General features: G+C 29.8%; 22 protein-coding genes and 1 other annotated feature. Of the genes, 4 read left to right on the forward strand and 18 right to left on the reverse strand.

Going from position 1 to position 21,827, the window contains the following annotated elements; genetic code table 11:
- Positions 1-227: 227 nt before the first annotated feature.
- Together PZA12_RS17245 and PZA12_RS17250 are read left to right on the forward strand one after the other, a co-directional pair.
- Positions 228-1,484, forward strand: a complete 1,257-nt coding sequence (locus tag PZA12_RS17245) for a magnesium transporter (RefSeq protein WP_077837689.1) — start codon at positions 228-230, stop codon at positions 1,482-1,484.
- On the forward strand, positions 1,481-2,722 hold the full coding sequence (locus tag PZA12_RS17250) for an Nramp family divalent metal transporter (RefSeq protein ID WP_077837690.1): 1,242 nt from the start codon (positions 1,481-1,483) through the stop codon (positions 2,720-2,722). The genes PZA12_RS17245 and PZA12_RS17250 overlap by 4 nt, the downstream gene beginning before the upstream one ends.
- 304 nt (positions 2,723-3,026) lie before the next feature.
- Here the strand turns inward: PZA12_RS17250 and rodA are convergent, their stop codons facing one another.
- The 4 genes from rodA to PZA12_RS17270 all read right to left on the reverse strand — a co-directional run bounded on the left by rodA (position 3,027) and on the right by PZA12_RS17270 (position 6,595).
- A complete protein-coding gene (gene rodA, locus PZA12_RS17255) occupies positions 3,027-4,145 on the reverse strand; it encodes a rod shape-determining protein RodA (RefSeq protein WP_078117420.1) in 1,119 nt (372 codons plus the stop codon).
- 470 nt (positions 4,146-4,615) lie between these two features.
- Positions 4,616-4,951 (reverse strand): cupin domain-containing protein, encoded by a 336-nt coding sequence (locus PZA12_RS17260; protein ID WP_078117419.1) that lies wholly within the window; start codon positions 4,949-4,951, stop codon positions 4,616-4,618.
- 186 nt (positions 4,952-5,137) lie between these two features.
- A complete protein-coding gene (locus tag PZA12_RS17265) occupies positions 5,138-5,776 on the reverse strand; it encodes an RpiB/LacA/LacB family sugar-phosphate isomerase (RefSeq protein WP_103697739.1) in 639 nt (212 codons plus the stop codon).
- A gap of 15 nt (positions 5,777-5,791) precedes the next feature.
- A complete protein-coding gene (locus tag PZA12_RS17270) occupies positions 5,792-6,595 on the reverse strand; it encodes a gluconate 5-dehydrogenase (RefSeq protein WP_077841847.1) in 804 nt (267 codons plus the stop codon).
- A gap of 203 nt (positions 6,596-6,798) precedes the next feature.
- Between PZA12_RS17270 and PZA12_RS17275 the strand changes: the two genes are divergently transcribed.
- Complete coding sequence (locus PZA12_RS17275; RefSeq protein ID WP_077837695.1) at positions 6,799-7,656, forward strand: AraC family transcriptional regulator; 858 nt, start codon at positions 6,799-6,801, stop codon at positions 7,654-7,656.
- Between the two features lie 184 nt (positions 7,657-7,840).
- Positions 7,841-8,770 carry a peptidoglycan-binding protein gene (locus PZA12_RS17280; protein WP_103697740.1) on the forward strand — a complete coding sequence of 310 codons (930 nt, stop codon included), beginning with the start codon at positions 7,841-7,843 and terminating at the stop codon, positions 8,768-8,770.
- 72 nt (positions 8,771-8,842) lie between these two features.
- On the opposite strand, the gene PZA12_RS17285 is transcribed toward PZA12_RS17280, so the two are convergent.
- The 14 genes from PZA12_RS17285 to PZA12_RS17350 all read right to left on the reverse strand — a co-directional run bounded on the left by PZA12_RS17285 (position 8,843) and on the right by PZA12_RS17350 (position 21,826).
- A complete protein-coding gene (locus PZA12_RS17285) occupies positions 8,843-9,526 on the reverse strand; it encodes a YjgB family protein (RefSeq protein WP_077837697.1) in 684 nt (227 codons plus the stop codon).
- A 425-nt stretch (positions 9,527-9,951) separates the two neighbouring features.
- Positions 9,952-10,200: an AbrB/MazE/SpoVT family DNA-binding domain-containing protein gene (locus PZA12_RS17290; RefSeq protein WP_078117416.1), complete on the reverse strand. Its 249-nt coding sequence runs from the start codon at positions 10,198-10,200 to the stop codon at positions 9,952-9,954.
- 169 nt (positions 10,201-10,369) lie between these two features.
- Positions 10,370-11,392 (reverse strand): DUF1646 family protein, encoded by a 1,023-nt coding sequence (locus PZA12_RS17295; protein ID WP_103697741.1) that lies wholly within the window; start codon positions 11,390-11,392, stop codon positions 10,370-10,372.
- A 169-nt stretch (positions 11,393-11,561) separates the two neighbouring features.
- Positions 11,562-11,615 (reverse strand) — a sequence feature (sodium ion sensor (DUF1646 type); this cis-regulatory element may regulate processes involved in with the transportation of sodium ions).
- Between the two features lie 201 nt (positions 11,616-11,816).
- Positions 11,817-14,927, reverse strand: a complete 3,111-nt coding sequence (locus tag PZA12_RS17300) for a PAS domain S-box protein (protein ID WP_103697742.1) — start codon at positions 14,925-14,927, stop codon at positions 11,817-11,819.
- A gap of 118 nt (positions 14,928-15,045) precedes the next feature.
- Entirely contained in the window at positions 15,046-15,396 is a 351-nt protein-coding gene (locus PZA12_RS17305; protein ID WP_103697743.1) for an SdpI family protein, read from the reverse strand.
- Between the two features lie 20 nt (positions 15,397-15,416).
- Complete coding sequence (locus tag PZA12_RS17310) at positions 15,417-15,911, reverse strand: prolyl-tRNA synthetase associated domain-containing protein (RefSeq protein WP_103697744.1); 495 nt, start codon at positions 15,909-15,911, stop codon at positions 15,417-15,419.
- A 194-nt stretch (positions 15,912-16,105) separates the two neighbouring features.
- On the reverse strand, positions 16,106-16,768 hold the full coding sequence (locus tag PZA12_RS17315; protein ID WP_103697745.1) for a PsbP-related protein: 663 nt from the start codon (positions 16,766-16,768) through the stop codon (positions 16,106-16,108).
- A gap of 406 nt (positions 16,769-17,174) precedes the next feature.
- Positions 17,175-17,561 carry a cobalt ABC transporter permease gene (locus tag PZA12_RS17320; RefSeq protein ID WP_103697746.1) on the reverse strand — a complete coding sequence of 129 codons (387 nt, stop codon included), beginning with the start codon at positions 17,559-17,561 and terminating at the stop codon, positions 17,175-17,177.
- A 15-nt stretch (positions 17,562-17,576) separates the two neighbouring features.
- The gene (locus tag PZA12_RS17325) at positions 17,577-17,810 is read right to left on the reverse strand and encodes a hemolysin XhlA family protein (protein WP_103697747.1); all 234 of its coding nucleotides are present in this window, start codon (positions 17,808-17,810) and stop codon (positions 17,577-17,579) included.
- A gap of 290 nt (positions 17,811-18,100) precedes the next feature.
- Positions 18,101-18,331: a hypothetical protein gene (locus PZA12_RS17330; protein ID WP_103697748.1), complete on the reverse strand. Its 231-nt coding sequence runs from the start codon at positions 18,329-18,331 to the stop codon at positions 18,101-18,103.
- Complete coding sequence (locus PZA12_RS17335) at positions 18,332-18,760, reverse strand: hypothetical protein (protein WP_103697749.1); 429 nt, start codon at positions 18,758-18,760, stop codon at positions 18,332-18,334.
- Between the two features lie 19 nt (positions 18,761-18,779).
- The gene (locus tag PZA12_RS17340) at positions 18,780-20,207 is read right to left on the reverse strand and encodes a hypothetical protein (protein ID WP_103697750.1); all 1,428 of its coding nucleotides are present in this window, start codon (positions 20,205-20,207) and stop codon (positions 18,780-18,782) included.
- 12 nt (positions 20,208-20,219) lie between these two features.
- Complete coding sequence (locus PZA12_RS17345; protein ID WP_103697751.1) at positions 20,220-21,002, reverse strand: hypothetical protein; 783 nt, start codon at positions 21,000-21,002, stop codon at positions 20,220-20,222.
- Positions 21,003-21,172: 170 nt separating this feature from the next.
- Positions 21,173-21,826, reverse strand: coding sequence for a phage tail protein (locus tag PZA12_RS17350; RefSeq protein WP_103697752.1), 654 nt, complete (start codon positions 21,824-21,826; stop codon positions 21,173-21,175).
- Position 21,827: the final 1 nt, after the last annotated feature.

Genomic DNA, 21,827 nt, shown 5'->3' on the forward strand with positions numbered 1-21,827 from the left:
GTACTTTGCGCTATCGCATTCTGTATATTTGTATAATGTTGTGTTTGATTGTTGCGCCCTTCACTTATAGTGAAGGGCTTTTATTATTTTTTTAAAGGAGGTGTATCCAGTGGATGACCATGATACGGAAAGTTATAATATACATTTTTATTTAAATTCAAGCAATAATATTTTTAGGGCATTAATTGGATACTCTCTTTGTGCCCTTAATTGAAAGGGTGAAAAGCATGGAAAAAATAACAAATTTCTTTGTAAGTAAAATTATTCACAAAGAAATTCACAATATTTCTGGCCAAATAATTGGTAAACTAAACGACCTTATTCTTGATTTTAGTCAAGAAAAACCAACTGTAGTATATATACAAATTACAAATTGGAAAAAATCTTTTTATCTATCTGCTGATGCGCTAGATATATTCAAAGATGAAAAAGAAAAGTATCATATTAAAATTAATAGCGAGAGCCTCACAATAAAGTTTCCTGGTGAAGATGATATTTTTTTAGTAAGAGATTTCTTAGATAAACAAATAGTAGACATAAACGGCAAGAAAGTAGAACGTGTCAATGATGTAAGACTCGGAAATATAAATTCCAAATGGCAGCTTGTTGCCGTTGATATAGGAACTAGAGGATTACTCAGACGTCTTGGTGTAGAATATCCTTTCATAATATTAACAGAAGCCTTAAGATATAGATTAAGAAACAAGTTAATTATATGGGATGATGTGCAAACTTTGTCTACTGGGGTAAATAATCTGCAACTTCAAATGCCAGCAAGCAAAATTGAAACTCTGCACGCAGCAGATTTAGCAGATATAATCGAAGATCTTGATACTAAAAGCAGAGATATATTGTTTCACAGCTTAAACAATCAAAAAGCTGCTGAAGTTCTCGAGGAAATCGAAACTGATGTTCAAGTAAATTTATTAAAATCTATGTCTGATGAAAAAGCTTCTGATATACTTGAGATTATGCCTTCTGATGAAATAGCTGATATTTTAGAAGAAATGGATGAAGATAGAGTTGAAAAACTATTAACACACATGGATGAAGAAAGTCAGGACGAAATTAGAGAGCTTATGGAGTATGAAAAAGAAACTGTAGGAAGTATTATGTCAAAAGATTTTCTAACTTTCTTACCTGATGTAACTGTAAGTGATGTATTTAAATGGATTCAAAGCAATGCTCCTGACGAAGATGAAAGTTATTATATCTATATAACAAATGATAAAGATAATCTTATTGGGGTTATTTCTTTATTCTCACTTATTACTTCAAAGCCAGATACAAAACTTTATAATATAATGACAACTAGGCCAGAAAGTTTAAGGGATACGGATGAAATTGAAGATGCTATAAGCTTAATGCATAAGTATAATCTTGTTTCAATTCCAGTTATTGATGAAGATAATAATTTAGTTGGTGTAGTATCATTAAATGACAGTATCCATGAACATTCACGCTTAAGGAGGGTTGCACTATGAAGAAAGTATTATCTGGTAGATTTAAAAAGCTACTTTTCATTATGACTATTATTGGTCCAGGATTAATTACTGTTAATGCAGGAAATGATGCTGGTGGGATCACAACTTATGCATCTGTTGGTGCATCCTATGGATATAAAATGCTATGGGGATTGCTCTTAATCACTTTCAGTCTTGCAGTTATACAGGAAATGAACGCAAGGATGGCAGTAGTAACTGGTAAAGGTTTGTCTGACTTAATTAGAGAAAAATTCGGAGTTAAACTTACTTTCTTTGCAATGACCATTTTACTAATTGCCAATATGGGTGTTGTTTTTGGTGATTTTGCAGGAATTGCAGCAAGCTTAGAATTATTTGATGTAAGCAAATATATATCTATCCCTATTGTTTCTGTAATAATCTGGTTACTTGTTACCAAAGGTTCATATAAAAAAGTAGAAAATATCTTCCTATTGTTTACTCTTGTATTTTTTACTTATATTATATCAGCGTTTTTAACTAAACCTGATTGGGGACACGTAATGAAATCAATGATGACGCCTACCATTGAATTAAATACAGGTTTTCTTCTTACCTTTATAGGAATGATTGGTACAACAATTACCCCTTATATGCAGTTTTACCTCCAATCATCCATAGTAGATAAAAAAATCAGTATATCTGAGTATAAATATGAAAAACTTGATGTTTATTTAGGCGCTTTCTGGGGGAATGCAGTAGCATTTTTCATAATTGTATGTACAGCCGTAACACTTTATAAAGCTGGAATAACAATAACTAGTGCAGAAGAGGCTGCAATTTCTCTAAAGCCACTTGCTGGTGAAGCTGCATTTATACTTTTTGGTGCTGGACTCTTTGGAGCTTCAGTTCTTGCTACTGCTGTTATCCCATTATCTACTTCCTATGCTATATGTGAAGCCTTTGGATGGGAAAGCGGAGTTGATAATGATTATAAGGATGCACCAGCATTCTTTGGAATATATACTGGTATAATTGTTCTTGGAGCATTATTTATACTTCTTCCTGGAATATCGCTTATTCAAATTATACTTGTATCACAGCAAATTGCTGGTTTGCTATCTCCTATAATATTAACATTTATGATAATTTTAATTAATGATAAGCGTATAATGGGTGAATATGTTAATAATAAGACTCAAAATATTGTTTCTTGGGCTACAGTTATATTTATTATAATCTTATCAATAATCTTATTTATATCGCCACTTATTTCATAATTATATGAACTTATAAGATAAAATATATATTATAATCTGTGTTATTTATAGATCTTTATAAATAAAATAGAACAAGGTATGTTATTTAAAGCATACCTTGTTCCATTTTATTTATCACCATAAGTATTACTCATCTTCTTCTGCCTACTTAACTTTATTTATTCGAAATAATATTTATTTTAAAATTTTAATTCATTAAGACTCGTCTAAACTATCAGAGAATGTAAAGATGCTTTTATAACGAGTATATTATATAGAATCTATATATTAATACCACTAAAATAAAATATATAGTCTATGTCTTTTAACTATAAAAGTTAAATCTACTTTTTCTCATCCCAACATTTAATACAATTCCTAACGACATAAAATTTACAAGTATAGAACTTCCGCCATAACTCATAAACGGAAGAGTAATTCCTGCAACTGGCATAAGACCAATAGTCATACCAATATTTTGAAAGATTGAAAATAAAAAGCCAGATGCAGTTCCAACACAGATAAGACGGCCAATAATGTCTTTTGATTCCTTTGCATGCTTAATCATTTTATATATCATAATGCTATATAAAGCTATGAGAAAAAGAGCGCCCAAAAAGCCCCATTCTTCTCCAACTGCAGAAAATATAAAATCTGTGTGAACCTCAGGAATGAAGCCACCAGATGCACGAGCTCCTTTTAAAAATCCAGATCCAATTAATCCACCAGCTCCAATGCCTGTTATGGACTGCATTAATTGAAAACCAGCGTTCTGCTGATATGATTCCGGATCCAAGAATACTAATATTCTCTGCCTTTGATATGGCTTTAGTATATCACTAAACCATATGATAAGACTTAGTGGAACAACTGAGAAAAATCCTACGATAAGAACCTTTAAGTTCAATCCAGAAATGAAGTATATTCCTAGCGTAATAAAGAAACAAATAAGAGTCATTCCTAAATTAGGCTGAATTACAATTAGAAACATCGGAATTAAGGCATAGAAAGATAAGATAAGAAAATTTTTTGGATTGTTAATATCACCATCTAGATCATCTAACTTTTTTGCAAGAATTAGTATTAATCCAAACTTTACAAACTCACCAGGCTCTATAGCTCTATTTCCAATCCTTATCCATGATGATGCACCTTTTACTGCTTTGCTTGTTATATCATTAAATAATAAAAGTCCTACTCCTGCCCAGTAAATTAATTTTGCATAACCACCTATAGTATTATAATCAAATACTAAAATAAAATATACAATTGCTAGTCCAATAATTAGCCACAACATTTGCAGTTCAGCATAATAAAATCCAAACTTTATATGAGTTACACTATAAATGTTTATGATTCCAAAGATTGTAATAACAATAGCTGTTACAAACATAGTAATATCTAATTGTTTTAGAAGCTTATTATTAATCAAATATTTATTCATGTAAAATTTCCTCCTGAAAAGTCGAAACAATTAGTTTATATGATAATTATGTATTAATAAATTGTAATATTCAACCACTTATGCCAAATCTTAATTTTAATTTAATACTTAATTTTTCAATATATAATCAAATTTTCACCTAGATTTTCACATTTAAATTTCCAATCACTATATATTGCTAAACTCATAGATACTCTAAGTATACTAATACTAATATATATACACCTGAATTTTTTGTAACATACCTACTTTCGTTATTCCCTATTAAATTTTACACCTAATAGTTTTAAATTTATGGAACAAAATAGCTGTTAAAACATTATAATAAATAAGACATAGCTATTCCTATTATACTTTTATTTATACTCCCTTTTATTCGAAAAAACTCTAGTAGCACTGCTAGAGTTTTTTATTTAAACAAAAAATTTCTACTATAAGTATTATTATAGTAGAAATTTTAAATGCTCATTTTAATTATTTTTTAAAAAATCTTTTCTTTCTGGTGTAAATACATCATAAACAATAGAGTTATCTTCTAATACCATGCACCCATGGGGAATATTAGATGGCATGAAGATTGTATCCCCTTCTCTAACAATTTCGCTTTTATCTCCAACTATAAATTTAAAAGAACCTTTTAACACATATGATAGCTGATCATGTACATGAGAATGAGTCTCTACATTATTAGTTGCTTTTTTAAAATGTACTTCTACAGCCATCATCTTTTCATCATGTACTAATACCTTTCTTTTAGTGTTTTCATCTAGAATCTCAAATTCAACATCTTTATTAAAACAAAACATTTTACATATCCTCTCTTGCGTTATAGATAAATCCCATTTAATTATTATGCAGTCATATTATTTCAATTAGCAAAGCAATGAGTATGTTTGTTTACATTCTTAAAATAGTTGAACATTTTGCAAAACATACTCATTATTTTTAATATATTACTCACATATAAATTACAGAAATATATTTATAATCTACTAAGCTAATATATTTTTTATATATTCTTTGATCTTATCACACTTACAGTTATCAAAGAAATATTCTTTAAAATTAGCTCCACTTACAGCACCTTTTAATAGATCTTGATCTATATTCTTTAAGATTGTTAACATATCTGTATGTGTTACCTTTTTAACTTCATCTAGTATTTTTTTATTTCTTTGTTCTGGTACTACTCTATCCTTTGGATATCCTTGACCACTTTCACCTTCAAATAATTTTTCAAAGATGTATTCTAAATTTAATTCAGCTCCCCATCCAAAGCCTTTTGCAAATGGAAGAGAAATTGCATTTCCATCATTTATTTGTGAAAACATATATGCATCAGATGGATCTACTATGTGGCCGCATAAAACGCCTGGGAATGCGTTACATGCAAGCATCGCACCTTCTCCAGTTCCGCATCCTGTAATTACATAATCTGCTGCCCCTGAATTTAATAATATTGCAGCTAAAATACCATTTTGAACATAAGTTAATTGTGCTTCACCTTCTATGCCATACATTCCATAGTTAAATACTTCATGACCTTTTGGCTCTACAACTTTTTTAAGTGACTCACATATAATTGAATTTTTTGATGCTTGGCTATTTTCATTTATTAATGCTATTTTCATACTATCGTTCCTCTCCTATTGTGGTTGCTTTCCTATATAAGCTAAGATACCACCATCTACATATAAAATGTGACCATTAACAAAGTCTGATGCATCAGATGCTAAGAATACAGCTGGTCCTGCCAAATCTTCTGCAGTTCCCCAACGTGCTGCTGGTGTCTTTGCAATTATAAATTGATCAAATGGGTGTTTTGAACCATCTGGTTGAACTTCTCTAAGTGGTGCTGTTTGTGGTGTAGCTATATATCCAGGCCCTATACCATTACATTGGATATTATATTCACCATACTCAGAAGCAATGTTCTTTGTTAACATCTTTAATCCACCTTTTGCTGCTGCATATGCTGAAACTGTCTCTCTACCTAACTCACTCATCATTGAACAAATGTTTATTATCTTTCCATGACCTTTTTTAATCATTCCTGGTATTACTGCTTTAGACACAATAAATGGTGCATTTAAATCTACATCAATAACCTTACGGAAGTCTTCAGCTTTCATTTCAAGCATTGGAATACGTCTGATTATACCTGCATTATTTACAAGAATATCAATTACTCCTACTTCTTTTTCAATTTTTTCAACTAATTCATTTACTTTATCTTCATCAGTTACATCACAAACATAGCCATGAGCTTTTATTCCTAATTCTGCGTAAGAAGCTAGTCCTTTATCTACTAATTCTTGATTAATATCGTTAAATACAATAGTAGCTCCTGCTTCAGCATAAGACTTTGCGATACTAAACCCTATACCATAAGAAGCACCTGTTACTAATGCAATTTTTCCCTTTAATGAAAATCCGTCCATAATTCCCATAATTAAAATCCTCCTCTATGTGTTACATTTTATATTTACAGTATATCACTACATATAATCAATTTCTTGTTATATCCTTTCGAAAATATTGCAAATCTTGAACCATAGATTTATAATGGATGCATTAGATAACTCATTAGATATTAAGCAATGATCCTTTTTAAAGTAAACGTACACCAAAAATGAAAGGAGAAGTTTTATTTATGAAAGAAGAAAATTCTTGTAAAGCTTCCATAAAGAACTGCTTAGAGCAACGCTATTTCTCTATTGCACGCCTATATAAGGAAGAAAAAACTATGGACATACATATACATGACTGTTATGAAATATATTACTCTATATCCGGCGGAAAACAAATACTTATTCATAATAAGCTATATGATATCAGCCCTGGAGATCTATTTGTAATTAATCAATATGAAAGTCATCACGTTTCCAAGGTTGATAGGGCTCATGAACGAATTGTTATTTCAATTCATCCAGAATTCCTTAAATCTATATCAAGTGATAAAACAGATTTAAGTTATTGTTTCACAAATCGTAGTGAAAACTTTAATCATAAGATCTCTTTAAATAAAGAACAGCAACAGCACTTTCTTTATTTTATCAATAAAATAATAGCTACTAATGGATATGGCTCTGACATAATTGAGTATGCATCTTTTTTAGAACTAATTACTTTATTAAATGGAATTTATATTGCAAATAATAACTTACATATTGATGATCACTCTTATAAATACAACCAACAAGTCCAAGAAATTATAACATATATAAATGAAAATATTACTGAACCTATTACCATTGACTATTTAGCGAATCATTTTTATTTAAGTCCATCTTATATATGCAGGATATTTAAATCAGCCACTGGAACTACTATAAATAAATATATTTCAGCACGAAGAATAACCATAGCCAAGTCATTGTTAGCTAATGGCACAAATGTTAATGAGGTTTGTGAGAAATGTGGTTTTAATGATTATACTAATTTTCTAAAAACCTTTAAAAATGCAGTTGGAATTTCTCCTAAAAAATATTCAACATTTAGCATAAGTTAACTCTTAAAATTTTTGTATAACTACCTTAAATCGATAATATATTTATTAGTAACATTATCTAATTAACTAAAGTGAAATCTTTAGTAGAAATTAAGTTTTTGAATTTATATGAAGCAGAATATGAAAATAAAATTGTGTATTTTTAAATTTTGATTAGTTTAACAATTTTAAAGGAGATATGATTATGTTACTGACAAAAGGTTCTACTGGTTCTTACATTACTTATCTGCAGTATGCCTTAAAAATCAAATGTTGCTATTTTGATATAGTTAATGGCGAATTCTCAACTACAACATATAATGCAGTGATAAAATACCAAAATTCAAAAGGATTAACTGCTAATGGTGTGGTTGATGATACTACTTGGAATGTTTTAAAAATAGATACTCAATTAATACAGCAGCAACTTAATAGCAAAGGCTATGTCTTAACTGTCGATGGTATTGCCGGCATTAATACCTATAATACAGTAGTAAAATTTCAAAGAGAAAACGGTCTTGCACCTGATGGAATGGTTGGCCCTAGTACATTAGCAGCTTTGGTTACCCAAACACCAAGTCCACAGCCTTCTTCAGCATCTGAACAAATTGTTTCAATAAATCAACTTAATGAAGTGGGTTGGAAGAATGTATCCCTTAACCAAATCAACGAGCTAAATAGCTGCTTAAAAACATTTGCTATAATAACCTTTCCAAGGCTAAGGCATTTTATAAGCCAATGCAGTTATGAATCTGAATGTGGACTTTACACTAAAGAAGTGGATCCTGGTTATAAATACGAAGGTCGTGAAGATTTAGGAAATATATATCCTGGAGATGGTCCAAAATTTAAAGGTGCTGGTTATATACAAATAACTGGTCGAAGTAATTATCTAAGCTTTTCAAATTATATGCGTGATAGAAACATTATGGATGGAGTTAACTACGTAGCAGCTAATTATCCTTGGATGAGCGCTGGTTTCTGGTGGTATACTAATAATATGAATTCACTTTGCGATAGCAGATCTTCTGTTGAAACTATAACAAGAGCTGTTAATGGTGGATTAAATGGCCTTAGTGGCAGGCAAAAATATTATGATATTTGTCTTAGAGTTTTTAGGAGCGATGTCTACTAATTTATATTTTTTTATTACATAATAAGGATATGCCTCAAAATAAATATTCCAAAGCATATCCTTATTACTAAACTACCATTCCCTGCCCTTATCACCAGACATATTATTTTTAGTTCCACTAGGATATAATACTGAATAATGGTCCAATTTAGGATCATTTCCAGAATCCTTAAAAACAAATAAAATCTTAAACTCGCTTCCAGATTTATAGCCTATAATCTTTTCTCCATTTGATGTAACATCATGGTCTGGCTGCCCAAAAAAGTCTTTAACATCTGAAAGTGAAATTTGTTTTAGCTGACTGTCAAATGATCTAACTTCAAAAACTTGATCACCTTTATTAGTACCAAATACAACATTCTTACTTGAATAAGTAGCATAATTTCCTTTTGCTTCTCCTACCCAATCTGATTTATCTGCTTTTCCCCACTTTTTTTCTATATCCTGTAGAGTTGAAGTTTTTACAGGGAAATCGCAGTTAATGATCTTTCCCTCTTCAGATAATTTCTTAATATTATCAAGAACTGCTTTCTGTGCATTATTTTCAGTGTTTGACGTCCCAGCATTACTATTTTCTGAAGGAGCATCTGACTTTGAATTTTTGTCTTCACTGGTTTCACTAGTTTCACTGCTGCTTTTGCCATCATTTGCTGCATCACCTGAAGGCTTACTTGAATTCGAGCATCCTGCCATTATGGTTATAAACAAGGTCATAACAATTATCAATATTGATCTTTTATTAAAAAATAAACTCATATCATTTCTTTAGGCATAGCACTGAATTTATAAATTCCTTAGCCTAAATACTCACTTCCTTTCCTTTTATATAAATATTTTAACTTAAATTCACTAAGATACCACAATTATATAATACCCATAATTGATATTATTACTCATTAAAAAATATGGTTACTATACTTTAATTTTATCACTTTTATCATTTAAATAGGAGACTATTAATAAATAAAATTACTAATCAACTTACTTCTATAATAAAATCTTGAGGACTTATGAGTTTCGTTACTGTAACTTTTTCCTTTTAAGAATAGTTTATAATCAATAGATGGTATTAAAATTAAAGCTTAGATTTTTGTTTTATACTAAAAAATCTAAGCCTTGATTAAATAGAATTACATCATTAATAATTTTCTTAAAACTTCATAAAATGTAATTGAATTTTCTTATGTATTTAATTTCTTTAATTCTTTTATACATTCTTCGCAGATAGCAACTTCTTTAAATTTGGTAACACTTTTTATATTGCCACAAAAAATACATCCAGGAGTATATTTTTTTAATATTATTTTCTTTTCTTCTTCAAAAATCTCCAAAGAGTCCTTTTCATTAATTGAAAGTAATTGCCTTGTTTCCTTTGGAATTACTACTCTTCCGAGTTCATCGACTTTCCTTACCATTCCTGTTGCTCTCATTATCAACATTCCCCCTTAACATATTATAATTCTACTATAATATATTTCGGAAATTATTTACAGTCTCATTTTTTCAAATTATGGCAAATTAATACCATTTTTTAGCTTCAAATTCTTATTATCAGCGTTATTGATAGATTTAAAATATTTTTACATTTTTCAAAAAATTCTATATTTTAAATAGAATAATATAATAAACTATCATGATAGTCATCCCAAGTGGAATCCCTAGCTTCATCCATTCCTTGCTGTTAATTTTTAATTTACCAGCCGAAATGATATTAGGAATATTCCCTGGAATCATCATTCCTCCACTAATAAGTAACCCCATTAACACAGCTTTAACTTGTGCCTCTGACATTTTCACACTTACTTCAGCAGCTGCTAATGTTGCATTATCAAGAACAGCTGATGACATATTAAACCAATATAAATAGCCAATATGAAGATTTATTACATAAGTATCAATTAATATCTTAAATCCTTCTCCAAGTAATTCTAGAGCTATAATAAATAAAATAATTTTAAGTGCTCTTATGAATATTTCCTTGTTAGTTTCTTCTATAATAATTTCTTCTGTATTATTTGATTCTATTTTTTCTTGAATACCGTAAAATGCACCAATAATTCCAAGAATAAATATAGCAGGTATTATATAAATTCCATACTTATCCAAGAGGTACCAAAAACCCACATTAAGTTTTGAAACAATCATTGTGGACAATGGCTCTCCTATAGGTGTTAATACAGCTCCGATTCCAATTGAAAAACATGCAACCACATCAATATTAATTTTATTTTTTCTGCTTATCGGCAATATGCTAACTATTTCTACTAAAAGCAAAGCTGCAATAATGGCAGTTATTATGCTTGATAAAAACCCAATAATAACTATTAACAAAAATATAAAAAGTTTTAATGGTACGTATTTAAGAATATACGTAAGTGCTCCTTTTATATGAGTTGATAGAGCCTTAAATATAAATCCACCAATTAGTACTGCAACAGCTATTGTATACATAAATTTATTTTGAATAATTCCTAAAAATAATTCTTTATTTATAGCTCCTGAAGTTATGCACGATAATACTCCTACTATAAATAAAAATATTTCAAGATTATTTTCAACTTTCTTTGATGCTATTGGTAATACAAATGTAACTGTCAATAATAATATTAATACATAAAACAAATTCTAACACTGCCCTTCCGTTATAAAATGAACTTGATTGCTGCTTAATTCCTGTTAGATTTTTACCCTAGTTAATAAATTTACAAATGATATTAAGTTAATCTTACCATTTTAATTTAGCACTTTAGCTAGATATAGTGATATAAAAAAAGCAGGAAACTCAAATAAGAGTTTCCCACCCTGGAAACAAACTTCTTGGAATCAAGTGCAAACTTGTCCAACCGATAAAAAAATATTCTATTAAATCTTCCAAAATTATAGCATATATTTTATAAAACTTCAAATAAAATATATAATCCTAATTTATTCACAAAAATATAAAAATCATGCTTTACAGGGCTGCATAAGTGATTTTTAATGACTTAATATTTTCACCAATTGCATTTAAAAAGCGTGGATTTAATAAAAGATCTACGGTAATTTTCTATAAATAAATATCTGAAAATTCTACATGTGTAGTTTGTATTAGACGATTTCCTGAGAACTCTACCACTTCTCTTTCACCTTTCTCTTGAACTATGCTTTCACTAGGAAGAAATATTGAGAAAGTACTTCCTCTTCCAACCTTACTTTTAAGAGATATGGTTCCGCCAATTGCTTCAACAAATTTCTTCACTAAAGATAAACCTATTCCAGTTCCTTCTGCTTGTCTTGATAAAGAACTATCAACCTGACCAAACCTTTCAAAAATTATATCAGCTTTATCCTGAGGTATTCCTATACCTTTATCTTTAACTTCAATGCAAATCCCATCTCTTCTTGAGAGAATTTTTACACTAATTGATTTTCCTTCTGGTGTAAATTTAATGGCATTTGATAAGAGATTAAGTAATATTCTTTCATACTTTTCATCATCTATTCCAACAATCTTTTGTTTAACGGATGATGAAAATATTATATCAATACTCTTTTGACTAGCATAAGTATATACCGAATCAACAATAGCCTTAGTCATAAATATTATATCTATGTTGCTTTTATTAACTTTTATTCTTCCTGCATTAGCTCTAGTAATATCCAATATATTATTTACTAGTCTTAGCTGCCTAAATGAATTTAATCTTATCATCCCTAAGTACTTTTTGAGCCTGTCCGATAATTCTTCACTGCAAAAATAATCTATTGCTTGAATAGCAGAATTTATAACATTAAGAGGTGTTCTAAACTCATGGGATATAAGTGATAAAAACTCATCTTTCATTTCTAATGCTTTTTCAAGAGTCTCATTTTTTTCTCGTTCAGCTTCCAAAAGCTTGATTTGAGTTTCTTCTAAAGCTTTCTGATTTTCCATAAAATCTGATATATCTCTGCTATTAAGAATTCCATAAGCAAAGTTTCCTTCTTTATTAAAGACAGGAGCTCCACTCACGGAAACATATTGTTCACACTCCCCTATTTTTATCTTCATAAAGTATTCTTTAACGTATTCTCCACGTATAATCTTACAATGTGGTATATCTTCTACCATAATCTCATATCCATCTAAATCTAAAAACTTTTTGTTTGTATCATTTGGATGATTATAATCCCAATAATAGCTCATTCTTTTTTGTGCCATCTTATTTTTCAAGAAAATTTCGCCATCTTTATTAAAAACATAAATTGAATCTTGCATATTATCAAGAATGGCCTGTAACTGCTCTTTTTGCTCTAATATTTTTCTTTCATTATTGAAACGCTCCGTAATATCATGAGCAGAAATCAATTTTGCAATTAAATTTTTTCTATCATCATATATAGGGCAAGCGCTTACACTATAATGAATAGTTTTATCTGGTCTTTTAGCTGTAATAAAGAAGTTTTTAATACTCTCACCATTCTTTAACTTAATACCTGGTAGATCATTTACTTCAAGCAGATTTCCATCTTTATCATAATATTTAGTATCTTTGCACGTATCGCCAACGCTTTTATATCCATTAATATCATATATAAATTTTTCTGATTCTTTATTTAATAAAGTTACACTTTTATCTGGATTAAACAAAAACATTCCATCCGATGCACTGCTAATAATTGCTTCAAGCTTTTTGTTTTGTTGTTCTATAAGCATCTGCGCTTCAATATCATGTGTAATATCGCGACTGCAAATAACTGCAAATTTTATATTTCCATTGCTATCATAAATAGGTCTTCCATTTAAACTAATATGTTTTGTTTTAGTCGCATTTTTTAGAGTCATTCTATCATTTATAACTACTTCTCCCCTAAATACTTTTGAAATAGTCATTTCTTCTTTAGGAATCTCGCCTCCATTTAAATTATAAAACTTATAATGATTGGGATTACTAATTTTTCTAAGATTAGTAATCTTAAAATATTCTTCAGCAGATTTATTAGTTAAATAACAATTTTTATTACTATCATAAATAACCAAAGCATCATCTATACTTTGTATAATCTCATCTAATTCAGCTTTTTGATGCTTAATTTCCTCTTCTAACCTCTTCCTTTCGGTTATATCACGATTAGTTTCAAGTACTACTAACTGTCCATATTCATCGACAAAAATTTGATGACTTGTTTCAATGATAAGTTTTGTTCCATCTTTTTTAGTATGCTCTATTTCACCGCTCCATACCCCGTCCTCTAGCATACTCTCCTTAATAGTTTTTATATCTACTGAATGAACAGTTTTTAATAAATCATGACTTATGCAGCCAACAGCCTCATCACTGGTATAGCCATACATAAGCTCTGCACCTTTATTCCAATAAGTAATAATTCCATTTAATTTCCAAGCGAAAATAGCTTCTCTTGATAAGTTCAACATGTCTGCCTGTCGTTTTAACGTATAATTCTGCTGTTTAATTATTTCTGCCTGTTCCTCAATTTTTTTTCTATGAACGACCTGTTCAGTTATTTCTGTAAGCATTACAACGCAATATTTCATTTCACCATCTTCAAAAATAGGTATTAATGATATTCTCCAATAGGTAATTCCCCTACTAAAACCGTCATACTCATATTCATCTATGTTGCATGCACACCTTGTTCTAAGTAAATTATCCCATAGCCTTTCATATGCACTCCCCTTAAAGCCTGTCGTGAATTCTGATATATGTTTTCCTATACAATTTTCTATTTTATTAAAAGGCTCATCCATAAAACTCACATACTTCTCATTAGTTTTAAGAAGCGTCATATCTGGAAGACTATATACTCCTACTCCATAATAATTATTTAAAATTAATTCATTTAAAAATGAATGTTTAATTTCAATATTAGAATTCATTTTTTCACTAAAGATATATATATCTTTTTCTTTCTCACATATTACTTTTATATTAACAAATTTAACTCCTAAAGATTTCGTGAACAAAAAATAGTTGATCTTCTCATCAATATCGCTAGTATTAATGTTTGGACCAACCCTTAATTTTTCAAATACATTAATTATGCTACTATTTAATAATTCCTCATACCTATACTCTGTTAATTCTATAAACTGTGTACTAACATCAACAATCAAATCATTTTCTATAACTAGAAAAATTGAACTTTTCATATATTCATTAAGCTTTTCTTCTTTCATCTATGACACCCCCATTGCTAATAACAATTATCATTAGTTATAATATTCGCATAGGGATATTTTAGCATAATATGACATATTTTTCTACAAAACTACTTAAAAAGTAGAATTATTACTCTTATTTACGTTTACCGTCTTTATCAAATACTTTTCTTAAATGGATCTCTGTATAAAATATTGATATTAAAACAATTATTAAAGATCCCATAACACATGTTATATTTGATCTTCCTGGATTATTCCCATATAAAAAAGTTATCGTGATGGAAAAAATTATTGATATAACTGCGCCTAATATCATCATTGTTCCACTATAGCTATTTGCTTCTTTCCATACATCATTGTTTTTCTTTGAAAAAGAAGTTCTATATCCATAAAAATTATTTACCTCTTTGGGAGGCCACAATTTTAATATAAGTCCAACAACAAGAAATACTATGCTTGGTCCTAAGTTACCTAATATCTCCATAAAACTTCCCTCCATTTAAGCTATATCTCTATATATTTAAATTCATTTTTACGCCACAAAATAAATTTTTCAAAATCTTTATAAGAAATTCCTATGGTCGCTGTATTTACATTAGGATGAAAATTAACAATATCCTGATTAGCTAAATCTTTATCTACTAATACTATAACCTCTCTATTAGAATCGTTTATTAATCCAAAAGGAGTAACGGATCCTGGTGTTAGCTTTAAATATTTATATAAACGTTCTTCTGATGCAAATGATAACCGAGTACTGCCAATTTGCTTATCTAAAGCCTTTAAATCAACTCTCTTATTTTCATCTAAAACAACTAAGTAATGGGTATCTCCTTTTCTATTCCTAATAAAAAGATTTTTACAATGACCTCCTGGGATATCGATATCTAAATTTTTGGCTTCTTCAACTGTATATATTGGATTATGCTCATATTTAGTGTACTTAATACATAATAAATCTAATATTTCATATACTTTCTGCTCGTTTGTAATACTCATTTTTTCTCCTTTTCTATAAGACTATATACACGTTCTCTTATAACTGCAGCATATTTTTTAACCTTCAAAATTATTTCCGTATTTATTTCAAACTAATCTTCTATTATTCATTAATTATATGTACTATCTTTAGGAAGGTAAGATAAATTAAAGCATATCCTCCCTCACTAAAGATCAATCTCTAACTTAAAGCACTAATATGCAAATTTTATTGTATTTAACATACTTTCAAAAGATGTCATATTTTCATCTGATATTTTTCCACGTTGCATAAGTGTAAATAAATATGCTTTGTTACTATTACAAATTATTGCTTGTTCTACTTGTACATCCATTCCTTTAAAATTATAAGAATAATTTAGCGTTAACACATTATTATTATTAAATTTACGCTCTTTAATTTGTAAATTATTTATATCTGAGCGATTTTTTATATAAGTTTCTGCTGAATTAAAATAAACCTCTTCTGAATATCCCTCCATGCCATCTATAACCAAGTTCACATTAGTCCCCTGATTATCTAGATAGTAAATATCAGCTCCTTTTAAAGTCGTTTTAGTCCAATTTGAAGGATATGAAACTGAAATCTTATCAGATTTAGTTTCTAGACCTGTCCAATCCCCATTATTGCTTAAAACATATCCATCAATAACTGTGTTTTTAGCCATATAACCGCTAGCATAAAAATAATACCATTTTCCTTCTATCTTTTTCCAGCCTGTAGAATATGAACCACCTTCTGTATACCACCATCCAGTGCTATCATTCTTCCATTCTGCACTCGCGCTTATCGGAGTTATCGCTAATACTGAAACCGCTATTAGTGATCCTGCTATTAATTTTTTTAATTTTACCATTATTATTCCCCCTAAGTTCTTATAATATATAAGTTCCATTTAATAATCTTTCTAATCATTAAGGTTATTCCTTTTCATACTTCCGCTTTAAAAGTTTAACTTTGATTGATAAATTTTTAGAACTCATATATAATTTTATCTTACTTTTGTCCTTTGTCAAATATTCCAAGTGATAGAATTAAATAGTAGTTGTTAGTTATTGAGTGTAGTAAAAGGTTAAAATCCATGAATATATAATTTCCAAATTTCATTTAATGCAAACAAAAAAAGACCAGGCTTAATGCTTACATAATATACATAAACATTAGGTCTGGTTTGAAAATAATTAGTAATAAATGATTTTTATTAAAGCCATATTTATTCAATATTTTGTATTACTAATTGTAACTATATTCTATTATAAGATTTATTGTGCTTTCGAATCTTTTGTTAACATATCTCTGCCTTTATTAACTTCTCCAGCTATAGTTTGCCTTAAAAATTCTAAATTTTCTTTAGATACTCCTGGAATGCGCTCCATAAGTACCTTATCAAATTCATCTGCCTTTGATGTTAAAAGCCCAGTTGCGTTTTCTGTGATTCTAAATTTCTCTTCTACTATATTCCACACTTCTTTAGCAGTATTTATTTCTTCCTGATGCTCATTTATCTTTATTTTTTGGCTTATTTCACTTTTCTTCTGAATAAAGAAATCTATTATTGAATTTCCAACCTGCTTAATTATCACTGCTAAAATTGCCACTACTGAAGTATCTACTATAGGTAAAATTTGATTAATTAATATTTCTTTCATTATTATCCCTCTCCTTTACCTTAAGATCTTGGTTTCAATTGCAAAAAAGAGGAAGCTTATTAAAGCTCCTCCTATTGCAGTTATAAACCACTTCATCATATTTGTTAGTGATTTAATATTTTCACATAAATTCTTCAATTCTGTCTTAAGTTCCCTTGAATCTTGCTCAAGCTTATCTAATCTCTCTCCATGATTATTAAGTCTTCTTTCATATGTTTCAATTTTATCCTTAATCAATTCCTCATTCATGTATTACTTCCTTTCTATTAAAAATAAGTATTAGCTTTCTAATATATAGGACACTAAAAATATTTCCTAGCATTATTACATTCCATGATATACTGTAAAAAACAGAAGTGGTTAAGCCACACTCTCTCTTAATCATATTTTTATAAACTAACTTCAACTTAGGCATTGATATAACTAGCTTTCAAAATCCAAGTTTTTTATATTTTTCTAAACAAAAATAAAAAAAGATTATTTACTTAAATGATAATCTTTTACTTGGATTTTTATTTGATTTCATGCATAATTTTTTCCTATGATGTAGTAGCATTTGTTTCAAAGCTATTAGTTGTAGCTGTATTATCTACTGGCACTATTAATGCAGTAAAATCCGCATATTGCTCTGCTGTAATTTTATCTCCTGCTAAAAATATATCCATTGTTTCTTGAATACTAACGAAGTTTTGTCCTTGCTTGTCCTTTGTTAATTCAGCATTAATCCTATTATTTAGTATTCTTCCTAATAATTCTTGCATCTTTGTCATTTAAATTCCTCCATTTATAACTTTATTTTTTTCTATTTCTAATATAGAATTTTCTATATCTGCAATAGTAGTTGAATCTACATTTAATAAATAAGTAGATATATCAGAAGCTCTAGAACTTAATTCTTGTTCTTCTTGAAATTGTTGTTGAATTGCATCTAATTCTTCTTGTGTTAAATATATAGGATTGAATTTCTTATTTTCCACATCTACTGAATATGATTTTATATTCTTAAATGTTTCATCTAAAGTACCATATTCTAACTCTATGAAATCTATTTCATCTATAGATTTGTCTTTTAATTGTGGATACATCTCAATATCCTGTTCTTTAGTTGTTTTTTCTACAGAGCCTTGCATTTCAGGGGTTATTACTAATACTTGTCCTGTATTTATATCATAATAAATTTTTGATTGTATTTGATTCATTTAAATTCACTCCTTTCTATTATCCTATTGCAATCCACTTATAAGTTGCAGACCCGCAACCTGCAGGTAAACAAAAATTACCATAACTAGCACATGGTATTTGAGCTACATCTACAGTCGAATAGTAATCACCTTTTAATAGACATCCTCCAGTTGTGTCCGAACCTACATATCCCTCTGTCATACTTATAGTTGGGACGTTACTATTACCATAATTAGCATATAATGTGTTTTCATATTCTGTTTTATATATAGTAGTACCATTATTGCATATTAAAACTATATATAAAGGAGTGAAATTTAATCCTGTTACTTCTATAAAAGGCCTATGGTTACCATATGGTTGAAATGAGTAAAACCAATGCCATTTAGTTGAATCTGAGCCTGAATTTGAAACAGTAGTTCCAGTTGCATATTTATATCCACCTAAATTTTGAATTGTAGCAGTTCCATTTATTCCAAATATATTTTTCCCACTTAATATATTTTCTGCAGTAAAGTCAGCATCATATGCGTATACCCAGCAGTTTGCATCGCCACTCCAATATCCCTGTGCAGGTTTTAAATATAGTGTGCCAGCAGCATTTAAACCTGTGCTTATGCATGCTTCCTGTTCGTGTGTAGCCATCGTTCCAGTTAATTTGCTTCCATTTACATAAGCAGTTCGTGAAGCTAATATTTGAGCAGCAGTAGCATTTGCATCTGAAGTATCTACTACACTGATTTTTCCATTTACTCCAAATATTGTAGATCCTAATTTAATATTTCCAGTAACTAAATTTGCATCTCCTAATATAGTTTGAGTACCTGCAAGATATTGATTAGCTGCTATTGTTTGATTAGCTGTTCCTGGTGTAATAGTAGCTGTTCCTTTTGTTGTTATACTTTGAGTTACTGTTCCGCCAGTTGTATATCCTGCTGGAATCGTATAAGAACCATTAATAGCTAAAGTAGTTCCTAATGCTCCATTATTAGGCATAGTTCCTGTAACTTGTCCACTATCGACTGTTGCTGTTTGACCGCTTAATATTTGGGGAGCGGTTGCTGTTCCTCCACCTCCTTTACCCAATACAATAAAATTTGTACCATTGTAGCATAATTGATATGGAAATCCCGCCTTTAATCCTCCACTAACAATTGCATTACCCGAACTGTCTAAAATTGTTTTAGCTCCAAGCCCATTAATATTTAGTGTACTTGCTCCTGTACTAGCTGTTCCTATTTTCACTCTGACTGTTAAACCATCTGCATATGCTGTAATTTTACTATTAGTTGCTGTATAAGTATTAGTTCCACTTGTGGTTCCACAATAATAAATTCTATCTTGCGTCATATCAGACAATGTTGCATTAACATTTGAATCTCCAAATTTAACAATTGATGCATCAGTATGTGGGTAATATATATTTCCTGTACTATCTTGTATTTCTATGTTTTTTGTTGCCATTTGTTTTCCTCCTTACATAGTCTTTAGAAATAATTTGACTTGTGTTCCACTTGCATAATCAGTACCAACTTTAATACTTGCTCCGTCTGCTCCTGCCGGCCCTTGTGGGCCAGTTGCACCAGTTGGTCCAGCAGCACCTGTTGCGCCTGTTGCTCCTTTTAAACATATTGAATATACCCATTTTGCTGTACTTGCGTCTCCTGAAGCTGTACATACATATACATTTCCTGTGCTTGTATTAAAATATTGATCGTTTACTAAAGCTGAAATTATACCACTTCCAGTAAAAACTGTTGCTGATGTGCTAGTTCCTGTTATTGTGGTTCCACTATACCATTGAGATCCTCTAATCCCAGCTGCTCCTTGTTGGCCTTGTATACCTTGGATTCCTTGTGGCCCCTGCATACCTGTTGCTCCGCTAAGATCTGTTATATATGTGTATGCTGTTGAGCCCTTAACATATAATTTTGCATTATCAGCATCATTAACATTTCCAGTGTCTATTAACACAAAGCTCCCTATTTTTAGTCCATCTGTAGCAAATCCTGTATTCATAGCTGAAACTGAACTATACACTTTTGCGATTGTAAAAGGATCTCCAGCTGGTCCTTGCACACCTTGTATACCTTGAACCCCTTGAGGGCCTTTCAATAATCCTCCATCTAACTTTTGTTGAAATGTTTGTCCATCAGCAAATGTAACTGCATCTGCGCTTGTTAATACATTTACTTCCTTTAATACTGCACCTGTACTTTCATCTAATAATTGAACCCTTACTTTATCTAAATTTGCCATTATATGATCATCCTTTCTTATTGACTGTTTTAATCATCATTTACATGAATATTTAATTTTTAATATATATCGCAATTAAGTTTCTACATTACACAATTAATTGACTGCTTGGCTTACTAGCGATTCAAATGTAAATTTATTATTTCACTATATACATTATTTTTAGCTTCCTATTGAACTATTTTAATACCCATATTGGGACTTACCTTTACATTGTCTGCAAAGCCATTGGTTATTTTATCTGTTATTTTAAAATACAAAGTATCACTTGTTCTATCAGCTATAGCTGGCAATGTCTCATTAATATACAATTGCATTTTTCCTGATAACTTAGCACTGACTTCTTGAAATTTTGACTGTAGTATTTGTATATCTCCTTTAGTTGCGACTACTAAATTTGGATCTATCTTAAGATCTATGCTGCTTGCATTGCTGACTTCTAGTACGATTTTTATGACTAAATCTTTTGTGCTTCCTTCTAAAATTGTTGGTTTATAGGTCTCTGATAATTTGGTGATGGCAATCATATCTCCAGCGTCATCAAAAATACCAGCTTCTCTGATGAAAAAGCCTCCATCAGCTGCTGGTATTACTGTTTCTGCAACTATCCAATTTGCATTTGATTCATCGACTGAAATTGCACTTATATTGCCTGACCAAACTTCTTTTACAATTGAGGTTTGATCTTCTGAAGGTTCATAATATGAGCCGTTTCCATCTCCGACTTTTAGGGTTTTAAAATTTACTTTACTGCCTGAAACTGCTGAAGCTGATAATTTCTTTCTTCCTAATTTTGTTAACATTGTATAAAATTTTTCTGCCAAA

It is taken from the genome of Clostridium beijerinckii (genome assembly GCF_036699995.1).
GTDB classification, from domain to species: domain Bacteria; phylum Bacillota; class Clostridia; order Clostridiales; family Clostridiaceae; genus Clostridium; species Clostridium helianthi.